The organism is Enterococcus sp. DIV0421, assembly GCF_051713745.1.
GTDB lineage: Bacteria > Bacillota > Bacilli > Lactobacillales > Enterococcaceae > Enterococcus_D > Enterococcus_D casseliflavus.
Genome location: NZ_JBIOQM010000001.1, coordinates 2116221 through 2142003 on the forward strand (window position 1 = coordinate 2116221; position 25783 = coordinate 2142003).

The 25783-nt window shown below is 42.2% G+C and carries 24 protein-coding genes; 18 read left to right on the forward strand and 6 right to left on the reverse strand.

Annotated features, from left to right (window positions below; genetic code table 11):
• Positions 1-327: 327 nt before the first annotated feature.
• The 7 genes from IGI96_RS10190 to IGI96_RS10220 all read left to right on the forward strand — a co-directional run bounded on the left by IGI96_RS10190 (position 328) and on the right by IGI96_RS10220 (position 8464).
• On the forward strand, positions 328-4908 hold the full coding sequence (locus tag IGI96_RS10190; protein WP_086339091.1) for a hypothetical protein: 4581 nt from the start codon (positions 328-330) through the stop codon (positions 4906-4908).
• Between the two features lie 39 nt (positions 4909-4947).
• Positions 4948-5466, forward strand: coding sequence for a hypothetical protein (locus IGI96_RS10195; RefSeq protein ID WP_015508953.1), 519 nt, complete (start codon positions 4948-4950; stop codon positions 5464-5466).
• A gap of 25 nt (positions 5467-5491) precedes the next feature.
• Positions 5492-6055, forward strand: a complete 564-nt coding sequence (locus tag IGI96_RS10200; RefSeq protein ID WP_074934358.1) for a hypothetical protein — start codon at positions 5492-5494, stop codon at positions 6053-6055.
• Between the two features lie 34 nt (positions 6056-6089).
• Positions 6090-6419, forward strand: a complete 330-nt coding sequence (locus tag IGI96_RS10205) for an LPXTG cell wall anchor domain-containing protein (protein WP_016609681.1) — start codon at positions 6090-6092, stop codon at positions 6417-6419.
• A 172-nt stretch (positions 6420-6591) separates the two neighbouring features.
• Complete coding sequence (locus tag IGI96_RS10210; RefSeq protein WP_086339092.1) at positions 6592-6987, forward strand: hypothetical protein; 396 nt, start codon at positions 6592-6594, stop codon at positions 6985-6987.
• 124 nt (positions 6988-7111) lie between these two features.
• A complete protein-coding gene (locus IGI96_RS10215) occupies positions 7112-7459 on the forward strand; it encodes a DUF7006 family protein (RefSeq protein WP_016609683.1) in 348 nt (115 codons plus the stop codon).
• Between the two features lie 156 nt (positions 7460-7615).
• Positions 7616-8464, forward strand: a complete 849-nt coding sequence (locus IGI96_RS10220) for a MerR family transcriptional regulator (protein ID WP_074934356.1) — start codon at positions 7616-7618, stop codon at positions 8462-8464.
• Positions 8465-8759: 295 nt separating this feature from the next.
• Here the strand turns inward: IGI96_RS10220 and IGI96_RS10225 are convergent, their stop codons facing one another.
• On the reverse strand, positions 8760-9503 hold the full coding sequence (locus tag IGI96_RS10225; protein ID WP_010748787.1) for an EAL domain-containing protein: 744 nt from the start codon (positions 9501-9503) through the stop codon (positions 8760-8762).
• Positions 9504-9637: 134 nt separating this feature from the next.
• On the opposite strand from IGI96_RS10225, the gene IGI96_RS10230 reads away from it, so the two are divergent.
• The 3 genes from IGI96_RS10230 (at position 9638) to IGI96_RS10240 (ending at position 12129) form a co-directional block, all read left to right on the forward strand.
• A complete protein-coding gene (locus IGI96_RS10230; protein WP_228074223.1) occupies positions 9638-10762 on the forward strand; it encodes a GGDEF domain-containing protein in 1125 nt (374 codons plus the stop codon).
• 448 nt (positions 10763-11210) lie between these two features.
• Positions 11211-11528, forward strand: a complete 318-nt coding sequence (locus tag IGI96_RS10235) for a hypothetical protein (RefSeq protein WP_086339094.1) — start codon at positions 11211-11213, stop codon at positions 11526-11528.
• Between the two features lie 58 nt (positions 11529-11586).
• Positions 11587-12129: a DUF3267 domain-containing protein gene (locus IGI96_RS10240; protein ID WP_086339095.1), complete on the forward strand. Its 543-nt coding sequence runs from the start codon at positions 11587-11589 to the stop codon at positions 12127-12129.
• Positions 12130-12322: 193 nt separating this feature from the next.
• Here IGI96_RS10240 and IGI96_RS10245 read toward each other — a convergent pair whose 3' ends face one another.
• Entirely contained in the window at positions 12323-12742 is a 420-nt protein-coding gene (locus IGI96_RS10245; protein WP_005232083.1) for a DUF2000 domain-containing protein, read from the reverse strand.
• Positions 12735-13568 carry a helix-turn-helix domain-containing protein gene (locus IGI96_RS10250; protein WP_086339096.1) on the reverse strand — a complete coding sequence of 278 codons (834 nt, stop codon included), beginning with the start codon at positions 13566-13568 and terminating at the stop codon, positions 12735-12737. The genes IGI96_RS10245 and IGI96_RS10250 overlap by 8 nt, the downstream gene beginning before the upstream one ends.
• 368 nt (positions 13569-13936) lie before the next feature.
• On the opposite strand from IGI96_RS10250, the gene IGI96_RS10255 reads away from it, so the two are divergent.
• Positions 13937-14053 (forward strand): putative holin-like toxin, encoded by a 117-nt coding sequence (locus tag IGI96_RS10255; protein WP_086339097.1) that lies wholly within the window; start codon positions 13937-13939, stop codon positions 14051-14053.
• Positions 14054-14585: 532 nt separating this feature from the next.
• Here IGI96_RS10255 and IGI96_RS10260 read toward each other — a convergent pair.
• On the reverse strand, positions 14586-15977 hold the full coding sequence (locus tag IGI96_RS10260) for a PLP-dependent aminotransferase family protein (protein WP_086339099.1): 1392 nt from the start codon (positions 15975-15977) through the stop codon (positions 14586-14588).
• A 90-nt stretch (positions 15978-16067) separates the two neighbouring features.
• Between IGI96_RS10260 and IGI96_RS10265 the strand changes: the two genes are divergently transcribed.
• The 7 genes from IGI96_RS10265 (at position 16068) to IGI96_RS10295 (ending at position 23641) form a co-directional block, all read left to right on the forward strand.
• A complete protein-coding gene (locus IGI96_RS10265) occupies positions 16068-17036 on the forward strand; it encodes an ornithine cyclodeaminase family protein (RefSeq protein ID WP_086339100.1) in 969 nt (322 codons plus the stop codon).
• Positions 17033-17818 carry a PhzF family phenazine biosynthesis protein gene (locus IGI96_RS10270; protein WP_086339101.1) on the forward strand — a complete coding sequence of 262 codons (786 nt, stop codon included), beginning with the start codon at positions 17033-17035 and terminating at the stop codon, positions 17816-17818. Before IGI96_RS10265 ends, IGI96_RS10270 begins: the two co-directional genes overlap by 4 nt.
• A gap of 278 nt (positions 17819-18096) precedes the next feature.
• Complete coding sequence (locus tag IGI96_RS10275) at positions 18097-20136, forward strand: BglG family transcription antiterminator (RefSeq protein WP_086339102.1); 2040 nt, start codon at positions 18097-18099, stop codon at positions 20134-20136.
• Positions 20133-20414, forward strand: a complete 282-nt coding sequence (locus IGI96_RS10280; RefSeq protein ID WP_005227537.1) for a PTS sugar transporter subunit IIB — start codon at positions 20133-20135, stop codon at positions 20412-20414. Before IGI96_RS10275 ends, IGI96_RS10280 begins: the two co-directional genes overlap by 4 nt.
• A 16-nt stretch (positions 20415-20430) precedes the next feature.
• On the forward strand, positions 20431-21795 hold the full coding sequence (locus IGI96_RS10285) for a PTS ascorbate transporter subunit IIC (protein WP_005232062.1): 1365 nt from the start codon (positions 20431-20433) through the stop codon (positions 21793-21795).
• A 22-nt stretch (positions 21796-21817) separates the two neighbouring features.
• Positions 21818-22675 (forward strand): transketolase, encoded by an 858-nt coding sequence (locus IGI96_RS10290; protein ID WP_086339103.1) that lies wholly within the window; start codon positions 21818-21820, stop codon positions 22673-22675.
• Between the two features lie 3 nt (positions 22676-22678).
• Positions 22679-23641, forward strand: a complete 963-nt coding sequence (locus IGI96_RS10295; protein ID WP_086339104.1) for a transketolase family protein — start codon at positions 22679-22681, stop codon at positions 23639-23641.
• A gap of 117 nt (positions 23642-23758) precedes the next feature.
• Here the strand turns inward: IGI96_RS10295 and IGI96_RS10300 are convergent, their stop codons facing one another.
• Together IGI96_RS10300 and IGI96_RS10305 are read right to left on the reverse strand one after the other, a co-directional pair.
• Positions 23759-25225, reverse strand: a complete 1467-nt coding sequence (locus tag IGI96_RS10300) for a PH domain-containing protein (RefSeq protein WP_086339105.1) — start codon at positions 25223-25225, stop codon at positions 23759-23761.
• On the reverse strand, positions 25215-25706 hold the full coding sequence (locus IGI96_RS10305) for a PH domain-containing protein (RefSeq protein WP_086339106.1): 492 nt from the start codon (positions 25704-25706) through the stop codon (positions 25215-25217). The genes IGI96_RS10300 and IGI96_RS10305 overlap by 11 nt, the downstream gene beginning before the upstream one ends.
• Positions 25707-25783 lie beyond the last annotated feature (77 nt).

Here is a 25783-nt window from a genome sequence, read left to right on the forward strand (position 1 = left end):
CATCTATTTCAGGTGTTTATGAAAATAATGATTTTCCTTTGAGAAACGACCACGCTATTCTTAGTTTAGTAAGCAACACGCGTGTCATACTTACAAATAGTTTGTCTCAATAACCTTCGTTTTTGAGAATACAGAACTCGTATGTAGTTATTATTTTATGAAAACTTAATCTAACAACTTTCTCCAGACATTTGATTCATCAAAATGTCTTTTTTTGTCGTTCCCTCAAAAACGAAGAATATTGAGACAGCTTTGCGTGAAAAAGCAAGGAGCTATTCTCTAGTTTTCAGCTTTCTTAACGCAACAAAGACTTGAAGAAAGGAGGATATGATGAAATTACTTACATTGTTTTCTGCCGTATTACTACTGAGCAGCACGGGCGTCAACACGACGATGGCGTTCCAGCAAGTTGCTTATGCAGAAACAGAGTCACTTTCTGAAGGGACGCAACAATCTTCTGGGGAGGAAACCAATAATTCTGCTGATCAATCGGAAACGCAAGAGTCAACCGAGCAAAGCAGCGAGGAACAAACAACCTCATCGGAAGCCACCGATGATTCAACGACCGCTAGCCAAGAAGAAGCAGAGGAAAATGAAGCACTGTCCGAAGCAGAAACGCCAGATAGCTCAGAAGATGAAGCGGAGCCAGAAGCTGAGAACGAGCAAGTCGAAAGGTTTGATGCTGGAGCTTCAGCGGTCGCATTGACTGTAGCAAGTGAGGCGCAATTGCGGGCAATTTTACTTGGGGAATCCTTCACCGATGAAGAGGGCACGGAGTATCGTTACGAAGAAATCGCCAATGAGCAATCGCTAGTGCTTACTTTTGCCAGCAACTTGGCATTAACTGGGCCAATCAGTGGGATCCAACGGATGAACGTTACCTTTCGTAGTCAAGAAACACCTGTGATCGTTTCGCAGACGGCGGCAGAGAACCTGATGCAGTTTGCGGCACCTGTTCAACTGACTTGGCAAGGGGTGCAGCAACAAGGCATCCAGTCAGCGCAAGGGCTGGCTCAAACAACTGGGGCATCAACGATTACTTTTGAAGATACCCAACTGGAGCTGACCACTACCGCAGGACGCGTGGTGAATAACAACCAAGCACATCTTCATTTCAAAGGAACCAATGTGGTGACGACAGCGACGTCTTCCATTCCAACGTTATTCATGGCTGAAGGACTCTTTGTCGAAGGGCAATTGACGGTCAATCATCGCTCATCAAATGCCACACCAATCTTTGAAATGAATCAAGTAGCAGTCGCTAGCCAAGCTGAAATTTCTGTCACCCGAAGTACCAACAGCAATACTGGCACCGTCTTTCATATGACAGGTACCGCAGCAAGCCTTGATTTTGGTCAAGGAAGTATGACCACGATTCGCCAATCTGGCGCAATGGTTTCCCTGCCAAATGCCAATCAAGATAGTCGGTTGACGCTAGCAACCGGGGCAACACTAGATGTTGGCACGGGACAGGGGCTTTCTGGGGACTCTACCAGTACGTTAGGGGAGGTACGATTACAAGCAGGTAGTCAGTTAAAACTATCTGAGTACGGGACGGTCAGCGAGACGCCCGCCATCAATGTCGGACACCGATTCATCGTTGAAAATAGTACCGCAGACCAACCTACCATTATTGAAGGAACGCGGACGGGCACAACGGCCGGAGCTTTTATCCAGCTCCAAAGTGCAAATTCCTCCATCGATTTTGGGGAGAATACACAAACGCGAATATCGCAGCATGGACCGATGTTTACGGGTGTGGCTAGTACCACGATAGTGATTCAAGACCACGTGAAAATGAACAATCAGCATAGCAACGGGTTTAATGGCAACGTAGCAGTCAACAGTATTGCGATTGGTGATCAGGTGGATATAACCATCAGTGAACCTAGTAATGCCACTGTTGGTCAAGCGTATCGAACCTTTTTCGCAACGTCTTCGGTTCAAATCGGAAGTCATACAACAATTGACGTACCGAGAACGCGAACGACCTCTTCAGCAAGTACATCGAATGTCGTCATCGGTTTAGCATCGAGCAACGGAAAAATCACCATTGGTGACTATTCAGAAATAGCTGTGAATCAGCGTGGGGCGTTCGTCAACGCAAGCTTGGCTCAGGTAACTCTAGGAAAATACTCAAAACTAACGGGCGTATTAGGGAATGGCTTTACCGCTGGAACGCTGGTCGATCAATTCGAGCTGCTTGAAGGGGCTGAAATCAATGTTGCTGAGCATTCAACGAGTGCAGCAGCCAATGCTTTTTCCGTGCAACGGCGTTTCTTCCTAGGAGAAAAAGCAGCAATCAATTATTCTCGCACATCATCAGCAGCAAACCCTCTCATTGCCTTAGGATCAACGACCACAGCTTCCCAATTTTTGTCAGAAGCAAATGCAACCATCACCCTCAATCAAGTAGGACCATTGGTGACTGGTCGCAGCACAACAGATATCTATATTGGTGAAGCAAATACGATCAGCCTACAAACCGCACAAGGCTTTACCGGTGGTACCTCATCTGCTGCTTCTTCAACCATTCGCCGGTTGCATGTGGGCGATCACTCTGAAATCACCGTTTCTGGACGAAACAATGCAAATGTCGATTTTTTCCGGTTTAGAGAAGAAATCAAACTAGGACGTGAAGCGGAAGTAACGGTCAATCATACTACGCGACAAGCTGCACGAGCCGTTTTTCGTTTAACCTTGGCGAATTCGAAATTTACGATGGAAGAAGCAAGTAAAGTTGAAGTTGATACTGGTGGTCGATTTATTCAAGGTGTTAGTACGAGTGACTTAGTATTTGGAGAAAATTCATATACTAGAATAAATGCAGCTAGGGGAATGACAGGAAACACCTCTGTTCGCTCTGTTATTCTTGCGCAAAAAGCTGAAGTTCATATGACAGAGCCAACGACTAGTAATATTCAAAATTCAGCAGTCGGACATAATTACGCACGAATAAGAGTAGCTCAACGGGTTGAGTTACTTGATAACGCTAAAATGACTTCTAAAAGGGATCGCACAACATATGATTCACGCTTTATCCAACTTGGAAATGCGAATTCCTTTGTCCGAATAGGAAAAGGTGCGCAAATGGATGTCAACCAATCGGGAGGAATATTTAGGGTAACCACGACATCGAATTTAATTCTTGAAGACGAAGCAGTATTTAATGGGGTTGCCAGAGGATTGAATACGCAAGGCGGTGGGAACGGCTCAAGCAATCATTCAAATTCTTTCGCAAACATTACAGTCGGTAAACGAGCGGAATTTTTCCTTACAGATAATCGGAATGGGATGGGGACAACAGCAGAGTTTACCAATCGTCCGCTTGTTAATGTACGAAATACCTTTATTGCCGATGAGGACTCAACCGTTACGTTAGAAACCATTAGAAATAAATTACAAGTTCTTTACTTCAGAACGGCAAATGCACAATTAAATGTAAAAAATGTTGAGCTATTTGAAATTAGTCATCCTATGACAAGAACAGGTCAAGCAAATGCACAATTACAGCGATTGATACGTTCGGAACAATATACAGTTGCAAATGGTCTTAAAATCAATGTAAATAACCAAAAATTCTCAGTATGGGAGAATGCTGCTTTGGAAACGCCAACCGAAGAGTTTATCAATATTTATGGAACGATGCGTATTAATCGTAACGGGGGAAATCCCTTTCCCTATGGGGGGACCGGTAGTGCAGAAGCTCGTTCAAGATTACTGAGTGGCGAACAATTCGATGGTTCCTTAGAAAGTCTTGAAACACAAACAGATATTTATCAAGTGATTGCCAAAAATAATTACAATAAAATTCGTTTTTCAGAACCAGAAGGTCTGGTTGCCCGAATCGACGCATTGAGTGATCAGTCGACTGAAATCACTGGTTCCATGTATGAGGATACCGATATCACAGTGATCTCCTATACCAATACTGACGGAGAACTCGTTGAATTAGACAAAAACTCTGAACGAATCGAATGGGGCGACTATCGGGATGAAAATCAGCTGTATCGCTATTTCCGCATTCCCTTAAGAGAAAATGAGCGATTGGAAACCGAGACAGAAGTGTCGATTTTCTTATCGAAACCTTCGATTGAGACCTATGTCGATGTGACCGCTCGTCAAACCGTGATTAAAGGTGTGAATTTTGAAGCATACAATATCACCTTAGATCGCTATAAAATTAATGAATTAAGCATGCAAGAAGAATTAGATGCTTTGATCCTTCAAGAAAGCCGAGCACAAGCCGCAAACGTCTTGACGGAAGCGGATATGACGGATGACTTTCGCATCGTAGAAACGGATCTTACACGAGAAGTCGACGAAGATGGTAGCTACTTTGCTGTTCTTGAGGTGGGGAATAAAGCCTACCAGCTGACAGTCGGTATCGATGTGACATCGAAACTGGAGCATATGCGGGTGACGATCCCAACCAAAATGGTCTTCGAATCCTTGTACAACACAGCGGAATCGAATCGTAATTTTGAAAGCCAAACGTATGAGATCCGCAATCAATCGCCACTTGCCGTGGATACCTACGTCAATCAACTGGCGATCGATGATAGTGCCAGTATTGTCTTATTAGAAGCGGGAGAAGATCCTCTCGACTATGCCGAAAGTGAAAGCGAAGAAGAAGACCCAACCCTGACCTATGACGATATTTCAACCCCGCTGTTGCGATTGAATCTAAAAACGGAAGAAACACAGATCCAACTCTATGAAGCGATGGAGGAACAACACTTGGTTCGCCTAGAAGAAAGAAGCCGCGTGCCGATTTCCTTAACGGGGGACTTCTATGGAGACTATCCCCAATGGATCGTTGATACAGAAGCCGATCAAGGTGGGTATTATGAAGACTTGCTCGTACCGAAGTATCGCATCGTCTTACGCTTTGTCCCACGAGATTAAAGAAAAAAGATCGTACCAAACGTGAAGGAGGTGAATCCATTGGAGCAAACGAATCAAACCGAAACGAAGGATCGACGGAAATGGATCTTGTGGTTGTTGCTATTGCTAGTACTTATCGGTGGGATCGGGTACTACTTTTACCAATCAAAAACAGCAGTCCCTTTGATCAGTGCCGACCTGTTGCCAGAATCTGGCGATGCCACCGATCAGCGGGTTTCTGAACGAGCGCAGGAGATTGCGGATGCGAATTATTTCACGCTGCAAATCAATCCAGAAGCCATTTTTGAAGATGGTCAAAGCACAGGATCCATCGAGATCGTCAATCCAGGCACCAATGTGTACCCAATCGCCGTGGATATCTCTTTACTGTCGAGCGGGGAAGTCATCTATTCTTCCGGTGCGATCTATCCAAACCAATTTGTTGAAAATGTCGCCTTGGCGACACCGTTGGCAAAAGGGGAATATCCCGCCAAAGCCACCATCAATATTTACGACCCTGAAAGCAAAGAAAAACAAGGGGTCACTGAAGCTGAATTAACGATTATCGTTAAGAATTAAAAAAAGGAAAAGTGAGGAAATAAAAATGAAAAAATTTGTAGCAGCCATTCTAAGTACAGCAACAATCGCAGGAGTAATCGCAAGCGGCACCACCGCTTTTGCGACACAAACCATTGACGGACGTGAAGGCGATACGTCAGGAGATGTCCAAGTAAACGGGATCATCGGATCATTCGATAACACAACCCCTGGACCAAATCCCGACGATTTGAACCAATGGATCAATGTGACGATTCCAACGACTGCTTTGTTCTATACAACAGAAGAGTCAAGCCACAAAGAGATCGTTTCACCTAGCTACACTGTGACAAATAACTCAGCAGTTGGTGTGATCGCTTCTGTTGCGGGTGTCGATACACCATTGAATATGGATGAAGTAGACTTGTTAAACGTAAACAGTATTGAGTTGTTTGAAAACGGCACACCAACCGTAGCAGAAACAGAATTATTTACCCTTGAAGGCAACCAAGGTACGAATGTAGGAACATTTGCGTTCACTGGTGAAGCAACACCGACCGATGCATCAGAAGAATCAAATCCAAGTTTCAAATTGGTCTTGAGCTTTGCGCCGGATGTAGAGGAAGACTAAGAATTGAAATCCCAGTAAAGAAGGGATCTATCGTATGAAAAAACGAAAACGAATCGTTCTTTTCGTCGCTGTGTTACTGACTCTGACTGTCTGGGATCTATCGGAAACCAGCGTCGCAGAGGCGACGACAGGGCAAGTCTCTGTGACCGGTCGAATCGGTGAAACGGTGACGCAAGAGGAAGAAGCAGACGATGACAATAAGAAAACGATCGTAGCAGATGGTTCTCAAATCGGACAAGGAAAATTACCACAAACAGGTTCATCAAACACAAGCAGTTTGATCATTCTTGGGTATACACTCCTAGTACTGTTTGTCGTCGCAGTAACAAGAAAAAAGAAACACGGTGAAAGCGTCGCTCCTTAACTATAGGCATCGCTAGAAGCGTAAAGGAGAAACTGTGGGGAAAACTTGCAGTTTCTCTTTTTTTGATGAAAGATTTAACAAAAAATCGACCAAAAGAAGAAACAGTACTTAGTGATACCACAAACGCTGCATAAGTGAGGTCAGTGATAGTTTTGAAAGAAGGATACAGAAGATGAAAATCAAGAAAGAAGCGTTTGAAAGAACCATCCTAAATAGTGAATACATCGGGTACTATACCCATCTGCTGAGTGCAGATACTTGCCCGTATCACCAAGGGAAACAACTCGATACCATGCGTTACTTACTAGAAAACGATCGTATAGAAGAAATAAAAGCCAGTGCTCGCTATTTATTTCCATTACGTAAATATAAATTACCCAGCAACCTGCAAAAAGAGTATCAATTAATGGAAGAATGTGTCTCCTTTATCTCAAGCTTAAACACCCATCTGCTGATTCCTCAAGCAGCCATTGAGCAAAGTCTGTCAATCAAGGCAGAAAATGGAGCAAAAGATCAAAAAGAGCATTACAAGCAGCTGGTCAGAGGATTGCTGGATATTCTGCATTGACACCTGTACCTGGGTGCTTTTTCAGCAGCTAGAAAGAATAGTGAATGAATAACTAGAAAAAAAAGCTGAGCTTTAGGAAGAAAATAACGGGACTTGTTCCCCTCAAAGAAAGGAGTAAAAAAGCATGACGGTATTTACTTCAAAAACAGAATACCTTGATGGATTTCAAAAGAAATTTGCGGAGTCACACCGCGCCAATGGCGCTTTAGCGGCGTATGTTGAAAAGCAATTGGCCCTCCTTGATGAATTGGTAGCAGCCATTTCACCAGAAACATTTTGGGCGATCACCCCAGATATTTTGGGCATCGACGCCAAACTGGTCTTAGTCACAGAAATGATGCGATTCGACGATTTTTCCGACAATGAGATCATTCGAATCGTTGAAAATGATTATCGCTTTTATCTAAAAGAACTGTGTGGTTACAATCTAGGAACAAAAGCGAAACATTCTCTGGTTTTCAATGTGAGATAAACAGTAAAATGAGTGAACTTTAGGGAATAGAGGCCTCAAAGGGCTTTTCAAACAATCCTGCAAAATCAAAAAGCAATCGTATAAGCCATTTCATTTAAGTAATCATTGACTCTACCCCTAGGGGTGGGGTTATTCTTGTTTTAGGAGGGAAATAGAATGAGAATAAGTGAAGTGGCAAAACGGGCAGAGCTGACAAAAAAAGCTGTTTTATATTATTGTGAGCAAGGTTTACTTTTCCCAAAAATTCTAGAAAACGGCTACCGTTCCTTCTCTGAAGCAGATGTTATACGGTTGCAGACGATTGGCTTATATCGAAAACTAGGGTTGAGTGTTGTGGAAATCAAAGCATATTGCGCGCATCCAGAGTATTTGAAACAAATCATTCAGGAAAGAAAACAAGCAGCCCGAAAATTAGAAGAAACGATCCAGCTCTTGGACGCGCTCGCTGATGGAAGACCAATAGAGGAACTGGCAGAAGAAATCGGATCCCTAGACAAGAAAAAGACGATCATGACAAAGCTATTCGAATTGTTTCCTAGTAACTACGGGCGTTTGATTGGATTTCACTTTTCTTGCTATTTAGACGAACCAATTGAAACAAAGGAGCAGCAGCAAGCTTTTCAAGAAATCGTGGAATTTTTGGATACTACAGATCCGTTCGTTTTATCAGAAGAATTGACGCTTTTTTTGGAAGAACACACGCCTTCGTTTACGAAAGAACAAGTAGAGGAAATGCGCGTGTTTAAAGAACAAAGTCTTAGTAATTACAGTGATTTTGTCAAAAACAATAAAGAGACAATCCAAGCATACCATGCTTTTAAAGCAAGTCCTGCATATCTCGATTCACCATTAAAACAGATCGAAGAGCAGATGAAGCATTTTTACCAATCAAGTGGTTATTATGAAAAATTTATTCCTGCTATGAGGCGAGTAAGTCCTTCTTATGAAGCCTATTACCAAAAGTTGTTAGCAGCAGATGAGATGGAACAAAAACATCTAAAATGAAAAGAAAGCGAAACACCACTGGAACGTATCCTGTAGAGTGTTTCGCTTTCTTTGATTTCTGTTTGTGGGATGGATTGGATAAAGCAATGTTCCTATCGTTTCTTCCCCTGTTTGGATAAAATCTCTGTTGGAATGATTGAATTGAGTTCAGGAAAATCACCGTTAAAGCGATGCCGAATCAGCAAAAATTCTGCAAATAAAATTATTTGTGTTATATTTGAAGGGCATCTGTTCGTTTTTTTAATAATCGTTTATTTTTGATCGCGTATAGTGAGAAAAATAAACGATGCGAGGACTATTTTTTTCGCTTTAATTGATCAGCTGGGGCAGGTTTGTCCAAATAAAACCCTTGTTGAAGAAAAATCTCTTCTTCAAGCAGGTACTCATGGATATCCGAGGTTTCGACCCCTTCGACAATAAATTGGATTTTACGATTGCTGGCGATATTTCGCCAGAAGTCGATCAAAAAGAAAATCTCTTTTTGGGACAGGACTCGCAACGAGATAGGCGAAAACTTGATCACATCGATTTTATCCAGCATCGGTGCAATATTTGTCAGTGAATGAATGCCTGTCCCTACATCATCCAATGCGACAGAGAAGCGCATCTTTTTTATTTGGTTGATTTTGTTCATAAGAAAGGACTTGGGATCACAAGCGATAGAAGGTTCTGTATCGTCTTCGGTGATCTCAATCAAAATACGGTCATGGTAGGGAGCTAAATCAGCTAACATCAAAAAGGTTTCTGGGTAGCTGAGTTGTTGCGGGTGGATATTGAGACTGATTTTTGTTTCTTCGTTCGGATGAAGCAAGCTGAAAATTTCATTTCGATACCACTGCAGTAAACGAGTATGTAATTTTTTGTATTTGATCACTTGCTGGAAGAAGGAAAGGGGAAACCTATTTCTTTCGGTACTTCTCAATAATAATTCGTAGCCAATCACTTTCTGACTATCTGCTTTCATTTGAAAGATAGGCTGGGCATCAAAATATAATTGGGGAAATATCGATAAGAGTTCTTGTTCTATTTTCTCAGACATTGGTTTCTGCTCCTTTCTGGGGTCGCTTTATTTTTGGTTTCATGAAGTGCAGGAAAAAAGCTTATTTCGTGCGCTGCATCGTTAAAGAATCGAGCCTTTCAAAATCATGGGCGAACGATTTTAAAGAAAAATCTATGAAAGAAAGAAGGAGTAGTGTGTTTGTCCATCTGATTTATGCTGCGATCTATTCTGTGTTAGTCGTGAGCTTGCTCATTTCGTATGATTTGTTTATCAAGAACTTCAAAGAATTGAATTTACGCCTGTCGTTTAAAATTCTTATTGGTATTGTTTTGTTTATTTCGCAAGTCTACTTTATTATATCATTTTCTTTGAACAGTATCGGTTATGTTGCGTATGAATATACGATTCCAATCTTTATTTATTATTTTGGCATTCTCAAAGAAAAAATCTATCTGGTTGGGTTAGTACCCGTCATTTTGCTGACCTTTTTTGCATTGATCAATAAATTTGAATGGGAAGCCATGCTCTTTATTATCGGATTAAATTATATCATTTTAATCGTTACGGGCTTATTAAAGAAAAGATTTTATGGACAACCAAATCACACAGCATTTTACCTATTTTCGATTTTCGTTACGGTTGTCTCGCCGATGCTCAACGCCTTGCTTTTTTATCGCCGCGAAATTAGCGTTTGGGATGTAGTGTCTTTAGGCATTGGATCTGTGGGGATCGTTTCTTTATGGAAGTATTATTTGCAGAATCAAAAAAATTTCCTGGAAAAAATTAACACAAAAATCATTGAACGCAATTATGATGAGTTGACCAAGGTGAAAAATTTCCGCAGTCTGAACGAGGATATTTCAAAGCTGGCGCTACTTGAGAAGGACCAGCTCGTCGTGGTGATGATGGATTTAGATCATTTTAAGCGCATCAATGATCACCATGGACATCAAATCGGCAATCAAGCCCTATCCTTCTTTTCGGAAAAGCTGATGACGTTTCTCTACCAGAAAAGTCCTTCCCATTTAGTCGAAGTCTATCGATATGGCGGCGAAGAATTTTTAGTCCTATTTAAAGAGAATACTTCTGATGCTGTGAAAAAAATTATTGAAGAATTCCATTTGTTTTTAAGCAATGAACAGTTGAAATTAGAAACCGCCCAACTGACCCTTTACTTTTCGGCAGGGATTTCAGAAGCAGCCTCTGCGTTAGACATTTCAGAAACCTTTTACCAAGCAGATCAAGCATTGTACGAAGCCAAAAGGAAGGGCAGAAACCGCACGATTATTTTTTCTTGAGACGTTTGCTTTTCTAAAGAAGGTTTCGCAGTCTTTTCTCAAGTAGATCAGGTGTTGTAAAAAACCAAAAGGAAAGACAAGGTCGTATGATTTTTTTAGACGAATGCTTTTCAGAAGAAATTTTAATAAAGAGACAAGGTTCGCAGGCTTCTTTGTCCAGCGTCGTAGCTTTTTCAAAAGGAAGAGAGGAAGCAATCTGGTAAGTATAACGGTTTACCGATTATCTTGAGAGGTTAATTGAAGGGAAAAAACAAGTAGAGTGCTTTTTAAGAAGTGGGAAGAAACCACTTCTTTTTTTGCACCAAGCATTGGGCAGTCGCGCTTGGCAGCATCGACTTGGTTTTCTGGCGTGTTTACAGTCTTTAAAAGCAATGGTATATTTATTTGATAAGTAAATAAAATTATTTTGTACCTGTGCGTAACGATTACTGACTAAGGAGACTTCCCCATGAAACCAATTCGGCGAATACTGTACCAAAGTGTTTTGTACGTAGCTATTCCTTTGATCGTGAGTCTACTGATTGGCTACCTAGCCAAATGCTCACTCCTGATTCCTGCCTCCATTATTTATGGCGTTCTTTTAGTGTTTATGATCCCTTCCGACAGCTTTTTATCAAGCAGCGTGGACTACCAAACGAAAAGCATGAATCCAAGTTTTCGTCCTCCGCCATTAAAGAGAAGGTTTGAAAGTGCGCCAGAGATGATCAATTTCCTCTTCGTTTTAACTGCACTGGTTTTGTGTTTGTTGCTCTTATTGGTTGGGTGAAGGGAATTCATAGAAATCATGTACTAAGAAGAATGACAAAAAGAAGAGGAGAACAGCGATGAAATTACTCAAACAAATCAATTTGATGGATGATAAAAAAACAATAAAGAGATTGAATCTCGCGGCGATTCCTAGTTTTATTTTTTTCTATGTGTTCTTTACACTCTTTGTCTTAGGTGGTCATGGGTCAAATGCTGAAACTTCGCTTATTTTCGATCTTTTGATCTTAATGGTTGCATATTTTATTCTCATCATTATTCATGAATTGATCCATGGTGCCTTCTTCAAGCTTTTTGACCCTGAAGGGAAGGTAAAGTTTGGGTTCAAAAATGGCGTAGCATATGCCACGAGTCCCCATTCCTTTTATTCAAAAGGGAAATTTGCCATCATTTTATTGGCGCCATTCCTTGGCATTTCTGTGGGTCTCTTTCTATTTTATTTATTTGGCTGGTTGACGGCATCTCTTTTTACCTTGATTGCTGCCGCACATGCCGCTTCTTGTGTGGGAGACTTTTACTTTCTTTTTCTGATTGTTAAAGCACCAGTGAACAGTTGTGTGGAAGATACTGAAGTGGGGTTGAATATTTATCAAGGAGAGTAGTTTATTTTTCAATTGATCTTGGCAAAATCAAAGAGCAAGAAAATGTCTGCTAGAAAATCTCTTACAAAAAAACAAACACCTCAAAAGTGTTTGTTTTTTTGTAGGACTGTTTATAAAAAACGTATATAGCAAGAAGACTGTTCGGCCGACAAAAAGAAAACTTGTTTTAAACGATCGTTTTCTTATTAGCGCTTTACCGATACAACGGTAAGCTGCCAGCGACTTTATTGATACTCTTTTTCTTGCCTTTTAAACAAAGACCAAAATAAGCCAGTGTTTCTGTGGGAATCGTCTCAAGCGTCTGGCGGTATTGCTCATAAGAATTGGTGGTCTGAGCAACGTCGGAAAAATCAATGATGGTTACTTCTGGATCCGCTTGTTGACTGATCGATTCACGAATGGTCTGCAACTGTTCCTTGTTCGTTTTTAAGATAGGAATGGGGAAGTTGACAATGCCAAGGTGTTTTCTGCCCGTCGAATCGTAAATATCTTCTCCGATTCCTTCGGGAAACAATTTGCCTAAGGTTGCGCCTAAAATTGCTGCAGTATTTGCAACTAAGCCAATCGGTAATTGTTCATCGATAATCATGACACATTTTTCTTGGTTATTCATACGTTCTCACTCCATCTTCTTGGTAAATTGTTTGGTAAGCTTTCGGGGTGACCCCAATCAAGCTTTTAAAGATACGGGTAAAATGACTTTGGTCACTAAAACCTGTCAGAAAAGCGACTTCTGCAATTGCTTCTTGTGATTCTAGTCTTTTCTTGGCAGCACTGATGCGCACCGTACTTAAATATTGAAACGGCGACAGCCCATACGCTTTGGTAAACTGCCGAATCAAGACGTACTGATTCATTCCAAGAACGTCACTTAATTCACTCAAGGACAATTTTTCGGCATAATGTTGATCGATATAGGCTTTTGCCGTTGCGGCTTTATTTGACACCGGGTCCGTTTGTTCGTGGGTGAAATCCGCATACTGAACAAGCAGGTCGTGAAGCAGACAAGTAAAGCGTTCTTGCTTTTCAAACTCATCACCGTGATCCGACAGCAACAGCTGGTGCACTGCATGAAATTCCTCTTTTTCTTTCACTTGGCGAATGACCGGTTCAGGAAAGTGGGGCGTCAATTGAGTGTTAAAAATTTTTTGTACTTGTACCGCTATGTTCTCCGGGGTTAAGTGGATATTGCGGTAAACCAGCTTTTCCTCCGTGAGTTGCTGGCAGCGGTGGGCAGCCTTTGGCGGAATCAAAATCAAGTCGCCTGCTTCAACGATATAGCAGGTGTTTTGACAGGTGAATTGACGCGTCCCGGCTTCCATCAAGCCAATCACATAATATTCGTGCCAATGGTTAGGAAACTCCTGCTGGATGCCGTTAAATAATAAAGCTTCTACACCAAGGGTGCTATCTTGAATGATTTTTCGTTCATTTCTCATCTGCATTCTCCTTTTTGTTACTATAACAAAAGTGGTTTTTGGTGAATAGAATGATATTGACTTTTGACTATTTTTCTTGATGGAAGTCACTTGATTGGGACTGAGAAAAGGGGCTGGAGAAGGTCGGAAAAGAGCGGATCAGACTTGAAGAGAGAACAGCGGGTTATTTTGACGATTCTATGGAATGAATCACAGCAGATGGACCATGCGCCGTGAAAAAAATAATGATAAATCCTTGGCATTTGAAAGTTTTATTGATGGAAGTATGGTACCATTTGACTGCAGTAAAGTTTGTGACGGTGGCTATCTTTGAAAGGTGGTGGTGCTTATGAATGTAAGTACTAACTCTTCAGAAAGGAGAAGCCTTTTTGTCCACAGCGGAAGCAATCGGGCTAATGATCAGTTTTGGTACATTTACCGCCATGCTGATCTTTGGTATCCTAGCCGCAGTGAAAAATGACAAAAAAAATAACCGTCAACTTTAACAGGGAAACGGTTATCTTTTAAGTTAAAAAACCTGTCGCCGTCTTAAATGGCGCTGCAGAGGGGTTGTGGCAACAACTCCTCTTTACATAGTTAGTATAGCAAGAAGAGAGTGATTTTTCAACTTTTAACAAGGATATTCTCAAACAAAATCGATAAGCGACATAGGCAAAACCTTATTCTCAATTGAAATAAGGTATTCGATGTAGTCATATTGGAAAAGTGTTCGAACATCTAAAAACGAATGCAATGTTTAAGGAAAAGGGAAGCATTATTATCGAAACTAGCGGCTAATAAGTTCCAGATAAATTCTGGTACATTTATTGCCATGCTGCTCTTTCGTATCCTAGCCACAGTGAAAAATGACAAAAAAATAACCGTCGACTTTAGCAGGGAAACGGTTATTTTTTTACTAATAAAACCTGTCGCCTTCTTAAAAGGTGCGAAAGAGGAGTTGTTGACGCAACTCCTTTTTATATGGAGCGTGTAAAAAAATTGCAAATCTGTTCAACGGATTGCTGATTTTTTAGACAGCTACTGATAGGTCTTTAAGGAGTCCTTTACAATACGCAATCCTTTTTCTAATACCTCTAAATGATTCGATGACAGGGACAATCGAATAAATGGGTCCATTTGCTTTTGGGTCGTAAAACGATTGGAATGATAGATGCGCACGCCTTTTGCCAAATAGTCTTGTTCAATATCGAATTGAGCAACATCTGAGCGAATCGGTAAATGACGATAATAGGGATAGACTGCTGGTTTTGATTGACAGTCAAAGATCACGTCAAAAAGTGCATTCGCTTGTTTCGTAAGAGCAAATTTTTGATGAAGAATGGTTTGCGCCACTTCACTGTTCAAAACCTCGGTAACGATCTCTGCCTCCAAAGGTGAGGTTTTTACATTGATCGTGAAAATGGCCTGTTCGATTTTCCCTCGGACCGCTTCTGGAAAAACAAGATAAGCGATCCGCAGTCCCGAACAGATAAATTTGGTCATTCCAGCAAGATAAATGACTTGTTGAGGGAGCAGCGCTTGAAAGGGAGCGATCACTTTATTTTGTTGATACGTCGTTAAAAAAGAATGAATATCATCTTCGATCACCCACAATGATTCTTCTACGATAATTGTTGCAAGCGCTTTTCGTCTGAATTCGGTGATTTGAAAACCAATCGGATTGTTGCAAGAAGGCATCACGAAGAGTCCGTGTATTTTTTTCTTGCGGCATTCTTGTGCAAGTACTTCCGGACGCATTCCTTCCTGATCGTAATCAATAGGAACAATTTCTAAATGGAAGAGGTGTGCCAATTCAATAAAATTTGAGTACGTGTAACGATCAACTGCGATCCGATCTCCTGGAGAAAATAAAGCTGCCAAGGCAATCGCTAAGCCGTTTTGTACACCAGAAACAATCGCAGTCGTGTCTTTGTCTGCTTTGACCCCTTGCGTCCTTAACCAGTTGCTGGCGGTCGTCAATTGATAATCGGATCCTTGAGGTTCTCGATAATTCATGATCCCAACAATATTTGAATGATTGACGACTTTTTGAATCGTGGGCAGTATCAAGGAATTGCATTCTTCAAAGGAACTGACGAGTCCCAGATCAATGATGTGCGTTGCCACATTGCTGGTAGAAATAGAGATCGAGTCGAATGCATTGGCAGAAACATACGTGCCACTGCCAATCTGGCTATAGAGAATTCCTTTCTCGACACCATATCTATAGGCTTGACCAATCGTAGTGAAATTAAGATCTAAGAAATCTGCTAACTCTCTTTGAGAGGGTAAGCGGGTATTTTTGGCGAGCTTGCCAGAGAGGATATCTTCTTCTAAGCGCTTGATCAAGGAACGATAAAATGGACGGGTAAGCTGCGTTTTGTCTGGGCGCCAACTAAGGGCATAATCTTCATAAGAATTGATGGGCATAAGAACACCTCCTAAATTGTATTCCATACAATTATATCATTGATTGTATGAATCGCTGAGAGTAGGATAATGAAAAAAGGAGGAATTTTTATGGAGATTATAACAGAAGAAGAGATTTTACGTGAACTGACATTTCCTGAAGCCATTTCGGCTATGAAAAACTGCTTTCGTGATTTTGAGCAGCAAGCTGTTTCTCAATGGCAAAGAGCGGTATTGCCATTGCCAGACCAAAAGCAAGGAAATCTCTTTGCTTTAATGCCCGCTTACTTAGGTCCGAACCGAGTGTATGGCGCAAAAATCATGTCCTTTTTCCCAGAGAACGGAACGTTACAGCTGCCGACTCATTTAGGACAAATTCTTTTGCTTGATAGTCAGAATGGGGCGCCACTCACGTTAATGGATGCGAATAGTATTACTTGGATTCGCACGGCAGCAGTATCAGCAGTAGCGACGAATTATTTAGCAAAGAAAGAAGCGACCAAATTGTCACTAATTGGTGCGGGACATCAAGCTTCCTCCCATCTACAAGCGATGCTGGCTATTCGTCCGATCCACACTGTATTTGTTTATGATCTAGATAAAAGAAAACTAGCGAACTTTGTTGAATCAGTCAAGAAAACTTATCCGCAGCTGCAGGTTATTGTCTGTAAACATCTGATGGAAGCGACACGTGAGACCGATATTATTTGTACCTTAACACCTAGCAAGCAGGCGTTTTTGGATAAAGATATGGTTTCACCTGGCACTCATATCAATACGATCGGAACCTTTACCCCAGAAACACGGGAACTCACCAGTGATTTAGTGGCTTCGGCTAGTGTAAATGTGGATGACTATCAAGCAGCGCTGCAAGAAAGCGGCGATCTTCTGATTCCAATCGCAGAACAATCCTTTCATCCTGCTGCTATCAAAGGGTCGTTAGGGGAATTGGTTACTCATAAATGTCACGGACGAGAGACAAAACAAGAATGCACGGTTTTTGATGCGGTGGGACTCGCAGTAGAAGATCTCTATTGCGCAGAGTACGTATACAACAAACGAAAAGGAGTAGGAAAATGAACTTAGCGTATTACGTAGTAGATGCTTTTGCCACAAAGGTTTTTGAAGGAAATCCAGCGGCCGTTTTTATTTTGCCAGAATGGCTACCAGAAGATTTGATGCAAAAAATCGCGATCGAAAACAATTTATCGGAAACGGCCTTCGCCGTAAAAGAAGCAGATTCTTATAGCCTTCGCTGGTTTACACCGGATCGTGAAATTGATCTTTGCGGACATGCGACGTTGGCAACAGCGTTTGTGCTGTTTCATTATTATGAACCTCAACGAACTTCTATCGTTTTCCAAACAAAATATAGCGGACAGCTGCGGGTGACGAAGGAAGGGGAGATTTTATCACTGGATTTTCCAGCGATTCGCCCAGAAAAAACGGCGATATTGCCTGTATATGAAGAAGCGATCGGTGCCAAAATCAACGAGGCTTACTTGGCAAGAGATCTTTTCTTTGTATTGGATAATGAAACCCAGATTCAACAGTTAACACCTAATTTTTCTTTCATAAAAACCTTTGAGCAAGGGGTCGGCGTGATCGTGACAGCTCCTGGGGAAACGGTCGATTTTGTTTCTCGAACCTTCTTTCCTAAGTTGACGATTGATGAAGATCCTGTTTGCGGATCGGCTCATTCGAACCTGATCCCCTATTGGAGCAGCCGATTAAACAAGACCCAAATGACCGCACAGCAACTCTCTGCACGAGGAGGATTTCTTGAGTGTACCTTAGCAGATGAACGGGTGATCATTGGCGGAAAAGGTGTGCTTTATGCGAAAGGAACCTGTTTCTTATAAGCAATCTAGATTTCATTTTCCTAGAGTTTAGTCCACTTTTGCCATCTGTTTCTATTACTTATCACTTTTGAAAGGCGAATCATCAAGTTGATTCGCCTTTTTTGCGTTAAAAAACAAATAATGGTCTTCGCATATCCTCTTTTTATGTAAAAATGTTATGGTAATCCTTGAAATCTCCTCTTCGGTCCATCGTTTAAAAAAAACGGAGCTTCAGTTGTGCCGAGAAATGATGGCGATTTCATTTTGTGCAAGCTATAGTTTAGGTGGGGGTAGCAAATATGATTCATTTCAAATTGACGTATCTGTTTTCAGAACCAAATATTGAGGCGTTTCTTCAGTTGACGAAGTGGAGGGATGAGGAATTTCTGGCGGAGATTGCCAAGATCAATCAAATCACTGAACAGCGGTTGAATCAACGAATCACGATGCATGAGGGAGAAGTTTTGATTCCTTCGCTGATTCAACGGAAATGGCCGGAAATTCTTTTCGATGTCCAGAAGAATACGTTGTTTTTTTCGGAAGAAGAGCGGCGGTCCATGATTTATCTTCTGACTTTTTCAGCAGTGAAAGATTTATCCGTCTATCAGTTTCAAGAGCTGTTCTATGTCAGTAAAAATACGATTTTGAAGGATGTAAAGGGGATCAGAGAGGAACTTGCAGCTTTCAAGATTCAACTATTGTACTCTCGAAAATATGGCTTTTATCTAGAGGGAGAGGAATATCAGATTCGCGCTCTTGCCTTTCGAAAGGTCAGCACGTTATCCAATACGAAAAACGGGAACTTGCTCTTATTTGAGGGAATCTATGAGCAGGATAAAACGATCTATGTTCAAATCAGAGATCGTTTGTCCGCAACACTGACTGATTTCAATCTGGTGATCGTTCCGAGTCGCTTCGAAGAAATGCTTTATTTTCTTAATTATCTATCCTTTCGGATGGCAGAAACGGCTGTTTCTTTAGCGGAGACAGAAATACCGCTGCTCCAGTCGCTGCATGTCCATCAAGTCAGTCAGCAGTTTTTAGCAGAATTTCCTGACATCAAAGATCGGAAAACAGAAGAACTTTATGTAACGATCCTGTTGAAAACGATTCTGCAAGGAGATATCGAAGATACTTCATTAGAGTTTTTATTGGAATGTGCCAGTAAGATCATTCATGAAATGGAACGGCTGGCAGCTATCGAGTTTGTGGACTATCGCACCCTTTTGATGAACACATTCTATCATCTTGTCCCAGCGTATTTTCGAATCCGCTACGGTTTTCCACTGGAGAATGTACTGATTGAAGAAATCAAGCTGCAATACAATGAGTTGTTTGAACTGACGAGACGAGCACTGGGTTCTTTAGAAGACTTAGTCGGCACGATCCCTGATGAAGAAATCGGTTATTTTACGATTTTGTTTGGTGGAGAAATCAGTAAACAAAAGGCCAAACGTGATTACTTCCAACTGAATGCATTAGTCGTTTGTCCCAGTGGCATCAGTTCATCCTTGATTTTGGAATCAGAATTAAAGGAACTGTTTCCCCAGATCCATTTTTTGCCGGCTCGTTCGATCGAAGAGTATGAAAATGTTCGGTTTAATGAAGAGATTGATCTGATTTTTTCCAGTGCGCCGATCAAAACCAAACGACCCTGTTATGTGATCAATCCGATTATGACACCCATTGAGAAGGATGAACTGGTTAAAAACGTACAAGCGGCATTTTTCCCTTCAAAAACTGGATTGCATTCCATTGACGATGTGTTAGAAGTGATTTTGCCCTATGTTGATTTAAAAGCAGGAATCAGTAAGCAAAAGCTGAGAAAAATTTTGCAAAGAAAAATCAATCGAGAATTGAATAGAAGGGAAGACCAACGTCCGATGTTATCAGATTTATTAACAGCAGAAACCATCAAATTTACCGAGGTGCCGCTGACTTGGCAAGAAGCCATTCGAGAAGCTGCTGCGCCATTAAAAAAGACCAATAAAATTGAGGAGCAGTATATTACCGCCATGATTAATAAAGTGGTGGATCACGGTCCCTTTATCCATATTGGAAAAGGCATCGCTTTGCCTCATGCACGTCCAGAAGATGGGGTCAATGCCATCGGGATGTCGTTATTAAAAGTCAAAGAACCCGTGCTTTTGAATGATGATCCGCAACACCCCATTCACGTGTTTATATGTTTGGCGGCGGTTGACAATGAACTCCATCTAAAAGCGTTAGCGAGTTTAACTAAAATTTTGTCGAATAATGAAAAACTAACTGCGTTACTTTCCGCAACCAATGCGGATCAAATAATTGAAGTGATTAGAGAAGGAGAAGATGAAAAATGAAATTTGCAGCAGTGTGTGGGTCAGGATTAGGATCAAGTTTTATGGTGGAGATGAATATCAATTCTGTTTTAAATGAACTGGGTGTCTCAGGCGTGGAAGTGTCCCATTATGATTTAGGAAGTGCTGCACCCGATATGGCGGATGTTTTCTTCGTTGGCGGCGATTTAGCCGATAGTGCGCAGCATCTAGGTGAGATCGTAGTTTTAGACAGTATTATCGATCTCGATGAATTGAAGCAAAAGGTTCAAGCCGTTTGTCAGGAAAAAGGATTACTATAAAAAGGAGTAGACAGTCATGAACGAATTTTTAGATATTCTTGTTGATATCGCGAGTACCCCAGCGATCTTAGTTGCGCTGATCGCCGTTTTGGGGAATGTGCTGCAGAAAAAAGACATTGCCACGATCGTCAAAGGGGGCATCAAAACCTTTGTTGGGTTTCTCGTGGTCACTGCCGGGGCTGGGGTGATCGAAAGCTCTCTGGCGCCATTTGGGGAGATGTTCCAAGCAGCCTTTAACATGCAAGGGGTCGTACCAAATAACGAAGCGATCGTTGCGCTAGCGTTGACGACTTACGGCACCTATACTGCACTTATTATGTTAGCCGGAATGGCCTTCAATATTTTGATTGCCCGTATCACTCGCTTTAAATACATTTATTTGACTGGGCATGCCACGTTGTATATGGCTTGCATGATTGCGGTGATTTTGAGCGTTACTGGAATGAATACTTTTAATCTAGTTTTATTTGGGGGCTTAGCGTTAGGGATCTGTAACACGATTTTCCCAGCGATCGCACAGCCGTTTACCCGAGAAATTACTAAAAATGATTCCGTCGCATTGGGGCATACGGGAAACTTCGGCTATGCATTGAGCGGGTTGATTGGGAAATACGTCGGCAATAAGGAAAAATCTACCGAAGACATCAATTTTCCGAAAGGCCTGTCTTTCTTGCGGGATTCTACTGTTAGTATCACGATTACGATGGCGGTTGTATACGTGATCGTAGCAATTTTTGCTGGGAGTGAATTTATTACGGAAAATCTAAGCAATGGCACGAACTCGATCATTTATTCGTTGCAGCAAGCAGGTTCGTTTGCCGCTGGTGTCTTTGTGATTTTAGCTGGTGTCCGTCTGATTTTGGCAGAAATCGTACCAGCCTTTAAAGGGATTTCTGAAAAGCTTGTTCCTAATGCGATTCCTGCATTGGATTGTCCAATCGTCTTTCCTTATGCGCCAAATGCTGTTCTGATTGGTTTTCTAACCAGTTTTGTCGGAGGGATCGTTAGTTTGATCATCATGGTCTTCACAGGAACAACCGTTATTATTCCAGGTGTCGTGCCCCATTTCTTCTGCGGCGCAACAGCAGGTGTTTACGGCAATGCAACGGGTGGTGTGCGAGGCGCCGTCATTGGTTCCTTTATTCATGGGATCATTATCAGCTTCATGCCGATCTTGTTGATGCCAGTCATGGGGGATCTTGGGTTCCAAGGATCAACTTTCTCTGATACCGACTATGGGGTTGCAGGGATCTTCCTAGGAAACTTAGCCAATATGGGCGGTCAAATCGCCATCTTCTCAGGGATAATTGCGGTAGTCGCGGTCTTGATCGGATTGACGATTTTCAAGAAAAACAGTCGGGCAAAATCTGTTTCTGAATAAATAGAGGATGGAGGGATAAATAGTGGCAATCAGTGAACAAAAATACCACGAGCTTGAAGAATTAGCGGCAAAGATTCGTTTAGATACCCTTTGCAGCATCAAGAAAATGGGACAAGGCCATCTGGGCGGCTCCTTTTCAATTGTTGAATTATTGGCCGTTTTGTACGGCAAACAGCTGCGAATCAATCCACAAGATCCACAGTGGGCGGATCGTGACCGACTCGTCTTGTCAAAAGGGCATGCTGGCGCCGCCCTGTATAGTGCATTAGCAAATACGGGCTATTTTGATCGGTCGTGGTTATGGACGATCAATGAGGGCGGCACGAGACTGCCTTCCCATCCGGATCGCTGGAAAACGCCAGGGGTTGATGCCACCACAGGTTCACTGGGGCAGGGAACTTCCATGGCTGCTGGGATCGCGACAGGCCTGCGCTTGGCAGGCAAGGAAAATTTTGTTTATTTGATCGTTGGAGATGGCGAACTAAATGAAGGACAGTGCTGGGAAGCCTTCCAATACATTGCCCACTTTAAACTGAATCACTGTATCGTCATTATTGATGACAACAAAAAACAGCTAGATGGGCCAACCAAAGACATTCTTGATCCCTTTGACATCCAGCAGAAGATGACTGCTTTTGGCTTTTATACAGAAAAAGTTCCAGGGGCAGACATGCAAGCCATTGATGAGGCAATCGAGCGCTGCAAAGCAATCGAAGACCAAGCGGTTTGCATTGTCTTGGACAGCGTGAAAGGACAAGGCGTTCCTTTCTTTGAAGAACTAGATGCCAATCACTCCGTGAAGTTTACCACGGATGAGATCAATCAAGCGGCAGAAGCGGCAATCAAAGAATTGACGATAAAAATCGAAGGAGGACGCTAAGGCATGTTTACATTAAGCAAAACCACTGCTGCTGGTAAAGAGCTGCGAACTTGTGTCGTTGACACATTGGTGGAACTCATGGATGAAAATAACCAGCTAGTTGCGTTAGATGCCGACCTTGGTTCTGCCAGCGGCTGGACCACGATTGCCAACAAACATCCCCAACGCTTTATCAACATGGGGATCGCGGAAGCCAATATGGTTGGTGTCGCGGCTGGCTTGAGTTTAACTGGTTATACACCTTTTATCCACACCTTTGGGCCATTTGCAACGCGTCGGGTATTCGATCAGCTGTTTATTTCTGGCGGCTATGGCGGCAATACGATCAATATTTACGGTTCTGATCCAGGGTTTGCAGTCGGGCACAACGGCGGCACCCATACGACATGGGAAGATGTGGCTTTGATGCGAATGATTCCCCAATCGATCGTCTGCGATGCAGCGGATGAAGTCCAAATGGCGTGGATCATAAAAACCTTTAGCCAATTATCAGGCATTCATTACGTACGAGGCAATCGGAAAGCGGTTCCGACGATTTATGAAAAAGGCTCGACCTTTGAACTAGGAAAAGGCAATATTTTAAGACCAGGCGATGAACTGTTGTTGATTGCTAGCGGACAATTGGTATCTGAAACACTGCAAGTGGCAGAAGAATTAGCAGAAAAAGGAATTAGCTGCGAAGTGATCGACATGTTTACCATCAAACCAATCGATAAAGAATTGATCCTCCGCGAAGTTCAGGGGAAACGGCAAGTCATCACCATCGAAAATCATTCTCTTACCGGTGGACTAGGAAGTGCCGTCGCCGAAGTGCTTGCTGAAACAGGCAGTGCTGTCCCCTTAAAACGTATTGGTGTCAACGAACGATTCGGTCAAGTCGGCACACCCGATTTCCTGCAAAAAGAATATGGCTTAGATGCTGCTTCAATAAAGCAGCAAATAGTCGAAGGGAAGGTTAAGGGATAGAAAAAGGAAGCATCAACGAATCAATGGTTGATGCTTCCTTTTCATTCCTTTCAGATCTTGTAAAAAAAGCGTCAAACAGCGCGTCAGTCCTACTGTTTGACGTTTTTTTTGTGTGAACTAAGACAAAAACCAGCGCCGTAAGTTTTCTGCTTCGGTTAATGGAAAGTAGAAAAGCTTACTTTCGGTGAGAGTATCTTCGGTTTTGATGGTTAGCTGTGACTTGCCAAGCCCTTTTTTGTGCTGCCAATACGTGGTGGTGACAGTGAAATCTTGGATTTTATTTTTCTTCAGATAAGCGGTCACCTTCGTAAGACCGCGAATCGTTTGGCACAACAATACGTGGTTATCTAAAAATTGATACCCTTGTATTTTGCCTCGCCAGATGCTTGATAACACGAAGGAGCCAAAGAACACGAAGAAAATCAGCGCTAACCACCAGAAAAAGAAGGCGGAGATTCCTACAGCAAGCAGTCCGATCAGCAGCGGCCAACGGCAGAAGTACCAAAAGTTGGGTCGTGGATTTTTCACTAGAGCAGTTTGTTGAAACGACCATTCGGGCAAAAAGCGGGTCAATGTTTCGGTCAGCTGCGCCTCTTTCAAAATGGGGAACAGATAGACCGTATCATCGCTTTCTGACGAACTGCCAGCAGCCAGCAGTAATTTGACGGAGCTTAGATGAAAGATTCTTCGATAAAGGTTTTGTTCGACACTCAGCCCTTGGATCCTAGCGAGGGGAATCGTTTGGTGTCGTTTAGAAAACAAGCCCTGCGTGATCAGCAGCTGTTGTTGGTTCGTTTCCACCGTAAAGCCATAATAACGGAAAAGATTCCTGGCGATCGCAAGGAAGAAAAACAAAATCAGCAGCCCGAGTAAAAGTGCAGCACCTAATAAAAGGCCAAGTTGTTGCAATTCCGATGCATAGGCAAAGAGATTGGGAATGTTGTCGATCACGTTGTAGCCGATGACTAGAACCAAGGTGAAAACAGAAAAATCAGTGAGAGAAAACAAGAAAATCTCCTTGAATTTCAAAGTGAATGTTTCTAGCGGCGGCTTGGCTGACTTCTCAGCTGAAAACGCAGCGTAATCGTCGGTTGGTTCTTCTCTACTAGTTGTTTGGGCAGTCGGCTGTTGTGGTGTCGCAGCCGCCTTTTTTGACGCTTCGATGGAGGCAATGAGAGCCAGCGGCAATGCAGGGAAAAGAATTTCGGCTTCACCACTCGAACTTGCGGCGCTTTCCAATTTCACTTCAGCTAGTTTAAACGGACGTAAATAAAAGTAATGATTCTCTTGAATCGTTTGGATGCGTTCAAATGGCAAAATCGTTTGTTTTTGGATAAAGAGTCCTTTGTTGACTAGTACACTCGTTTGATCGATTTGAAAGGTAAAGCGGGCGTAAGACAGTACCGCAAAAATCAGACACACCAGTAAAAATAGCAGAATGCCGCCCAGAATCATCGGAAAAGAAGGGGCGTCGTTGAATAATTTGAATACAAGCAGAAATGCTAGTACCAGAAAATTTTTGCAATTTTTGAACCAATAAAGACCGATACACAGCAACGGCAGTCGTTGTTTTTCATAGATCATCTTTGACCACCTCGACTAAATTCATGATGGTTTCTCGCAAGCGTTCGGCTTGCGCCACTGGCAAGCCTTCAATGGTGTGGTTGGTCGCAGCCGTATGGATCTGTAAGGAGACTAAAGCGTATTTTCGCAAAAAGATCCCTTGGTCTGTTTCGATGTGCTGGATTCGGCGGATCGGAATATACGTGGTGCTGCGAAATAGATAGCCACGTTGAATAGCGATATCCTTTTCTTGGATCTCGTAGCGATGGAATTTGTAACGATAGCTCATCAGCACAAAAGAAAGCAGATGACTGATCAAAGTCAGCGCCAATAAGCTTGACCAAAGGGCGAACACCCAGAAATGCAGCCAGTTTTGCATGGATAAAAACCAAAAAGAAGCAGCGAAAATCAGGCTGAAAATGATCAGTGAAGTAATTGTCCGCAACCGCCAAACACGGATGATGGTTTGCGGCATTTGTTCATTTAATAAGGGATAATTCAAGGGAAACGTCCTTTCTACATAGAAATAACTGGTTTACCCACAAATATAGTGGAGATAGAAGAAAAAAACAAGCTTAG

Excerpts from the sequence above, each read along its gene's own strand:
- IGI96_RS10265 (WP_086339100.1), top strand. The coding sequence starts at position 16,068 with ATGGAGATTATAACAGAAGAAGAGATTTTACGTGAACTGACATTTCCT.
- IGI96_RS10245 (WP_005232083.1), bottom strand. The coding sequence starts at position 12,742 with ATGAATAACCAAGAAAAATGTGTCATGATTATCGATGAACAATTACCG.
- IGI96_RS10225 (WP_010748787.1), bottom strand. The coding sequence starts at position 9,503 with ATGTCTGAGAAAATAGAACAAGAACTCTTATCGATATTTCCCCAATTA.
- IGI96_RS10205 (WP_016609681.1), top strand. The coding sequence starts at position 6,090 with ATGAAAAAACGAAAACGAATCGTTCTTTTCGTCGCTGTGTTACTGACT.
- IGI96_RS10250 (WP_086339096.1), bottom strand. The coding sequence starts at position 13,568 with ATGAGAAATGAACGAAAAATCATTCAAGATAGCACCCTTGGTGTAGAA.
- IGI96_RS10240 (WP_086339095.1), top strand. The coding sequence starts at position 11,587 with ATGAAATTACTCAAACAAATCAATTTGATGGATGATAAAAAAACAATA.
- IGI96_RS10275 (WP_086339102.1), top strand. The coding sequence starts at position 18,097 with ATGATTCATTTCAAATTGACGTATCTGTTTTCAGAACCAAATATTGAG.
- IGI96_RS10280 (WP_005227537.1), top strand. The coding sequence starts at position 20,133 with ATGAAATTTGCAGCAGTGTGTGGGTCAGGATTAGGATCAAGTTTTATG.
- IGI96_RS10295 (WP_086339104.1), top strand. The coding sequence starts at position 22,679 with ATGTTTACATTAAGCAAAACCACTGCTGCTGGTAAAGAGCTGCGAACT.
- IGI96_RS10210 (WP_086339092.1), top strand. The coding sequence starts at position 6,592 with ATGAAAATCAAGAAAGAAGCGTTTGAAAGAACCATCCTAAATAGTGAA.
- IGI96_RS10235 (WP_086339094.1), top strand. The coding sequence starts at position 11,211 with ATGAAACCAATTCGGCGAATACTGTACCAAAGTGTTTTGTACGTAGCT.
- IGI96_RS10300 (WP_086339105.1), bottom strand. The coding sequence starts at position 25,225 with ATGATCTATGAAAAACAACGACTGCCGTTGCTGTGTATCGGTCTTTAT.
- IGI96_RS10215 (WP_016609683.1), top strand. The coding sequence starts at position 7,112 with ATGACGGTATTTACTTCAAAAACAGAATACCTTGATGGATTTCAAAAG.
- IGI96_RS10220 (WP_074934356.1), top strand. The coding sequence starts at position 7,616 with ATGAGAATAAGTGAAGTGGCAAAACGGGCAGAGCTGACAAAAAAAGCT.
- IGI96_RS10190 (WP_086339091.1), top strand. The coding sequence starts at position 328 with ATGATGAAATTACTTACATTGTTTTCTGCCGTATTACTACTGAGCAGC.
- IGI96_RS10270 (WP_086339101.1), top strand. The coding sequence starts at position 17,033 with ATGAACTTAGCGTATTACGTAGTAGATGCTTTTGCCACAAAGGTTTTT.
- IGI96_RS10260 (WP_086339099.1), bottom strand. The coding sequence starts at position 15,977 with ATGCCCATCAATTCTTATGAAGATTATGCCCTTAGTTGGCGCCCAGAC.
- IGI96_RS10200 (WP_074934358.1), top strand. The coding sequence starts at position 5,492 with ATGAAAAAATTTGTAGCAGCCATTCTAAGTACAGCAACAATCGCAGGA.
- IGI96_RS10230 (WP_228074223.1), top strand. The coding sequence starts at position 9,638 with ATGAAAGAAAGAAGGAGTAGTGTGTTTGTCCATCTGATTTATGCTGCG.
- IGI96_RS10285 (WP_005232062.1), top strand. The coding sequence starts at position 20,431 with ATGAACGAATTTTTAGATATTCTTGTTGATATCGCGAGTACCCCAGCG.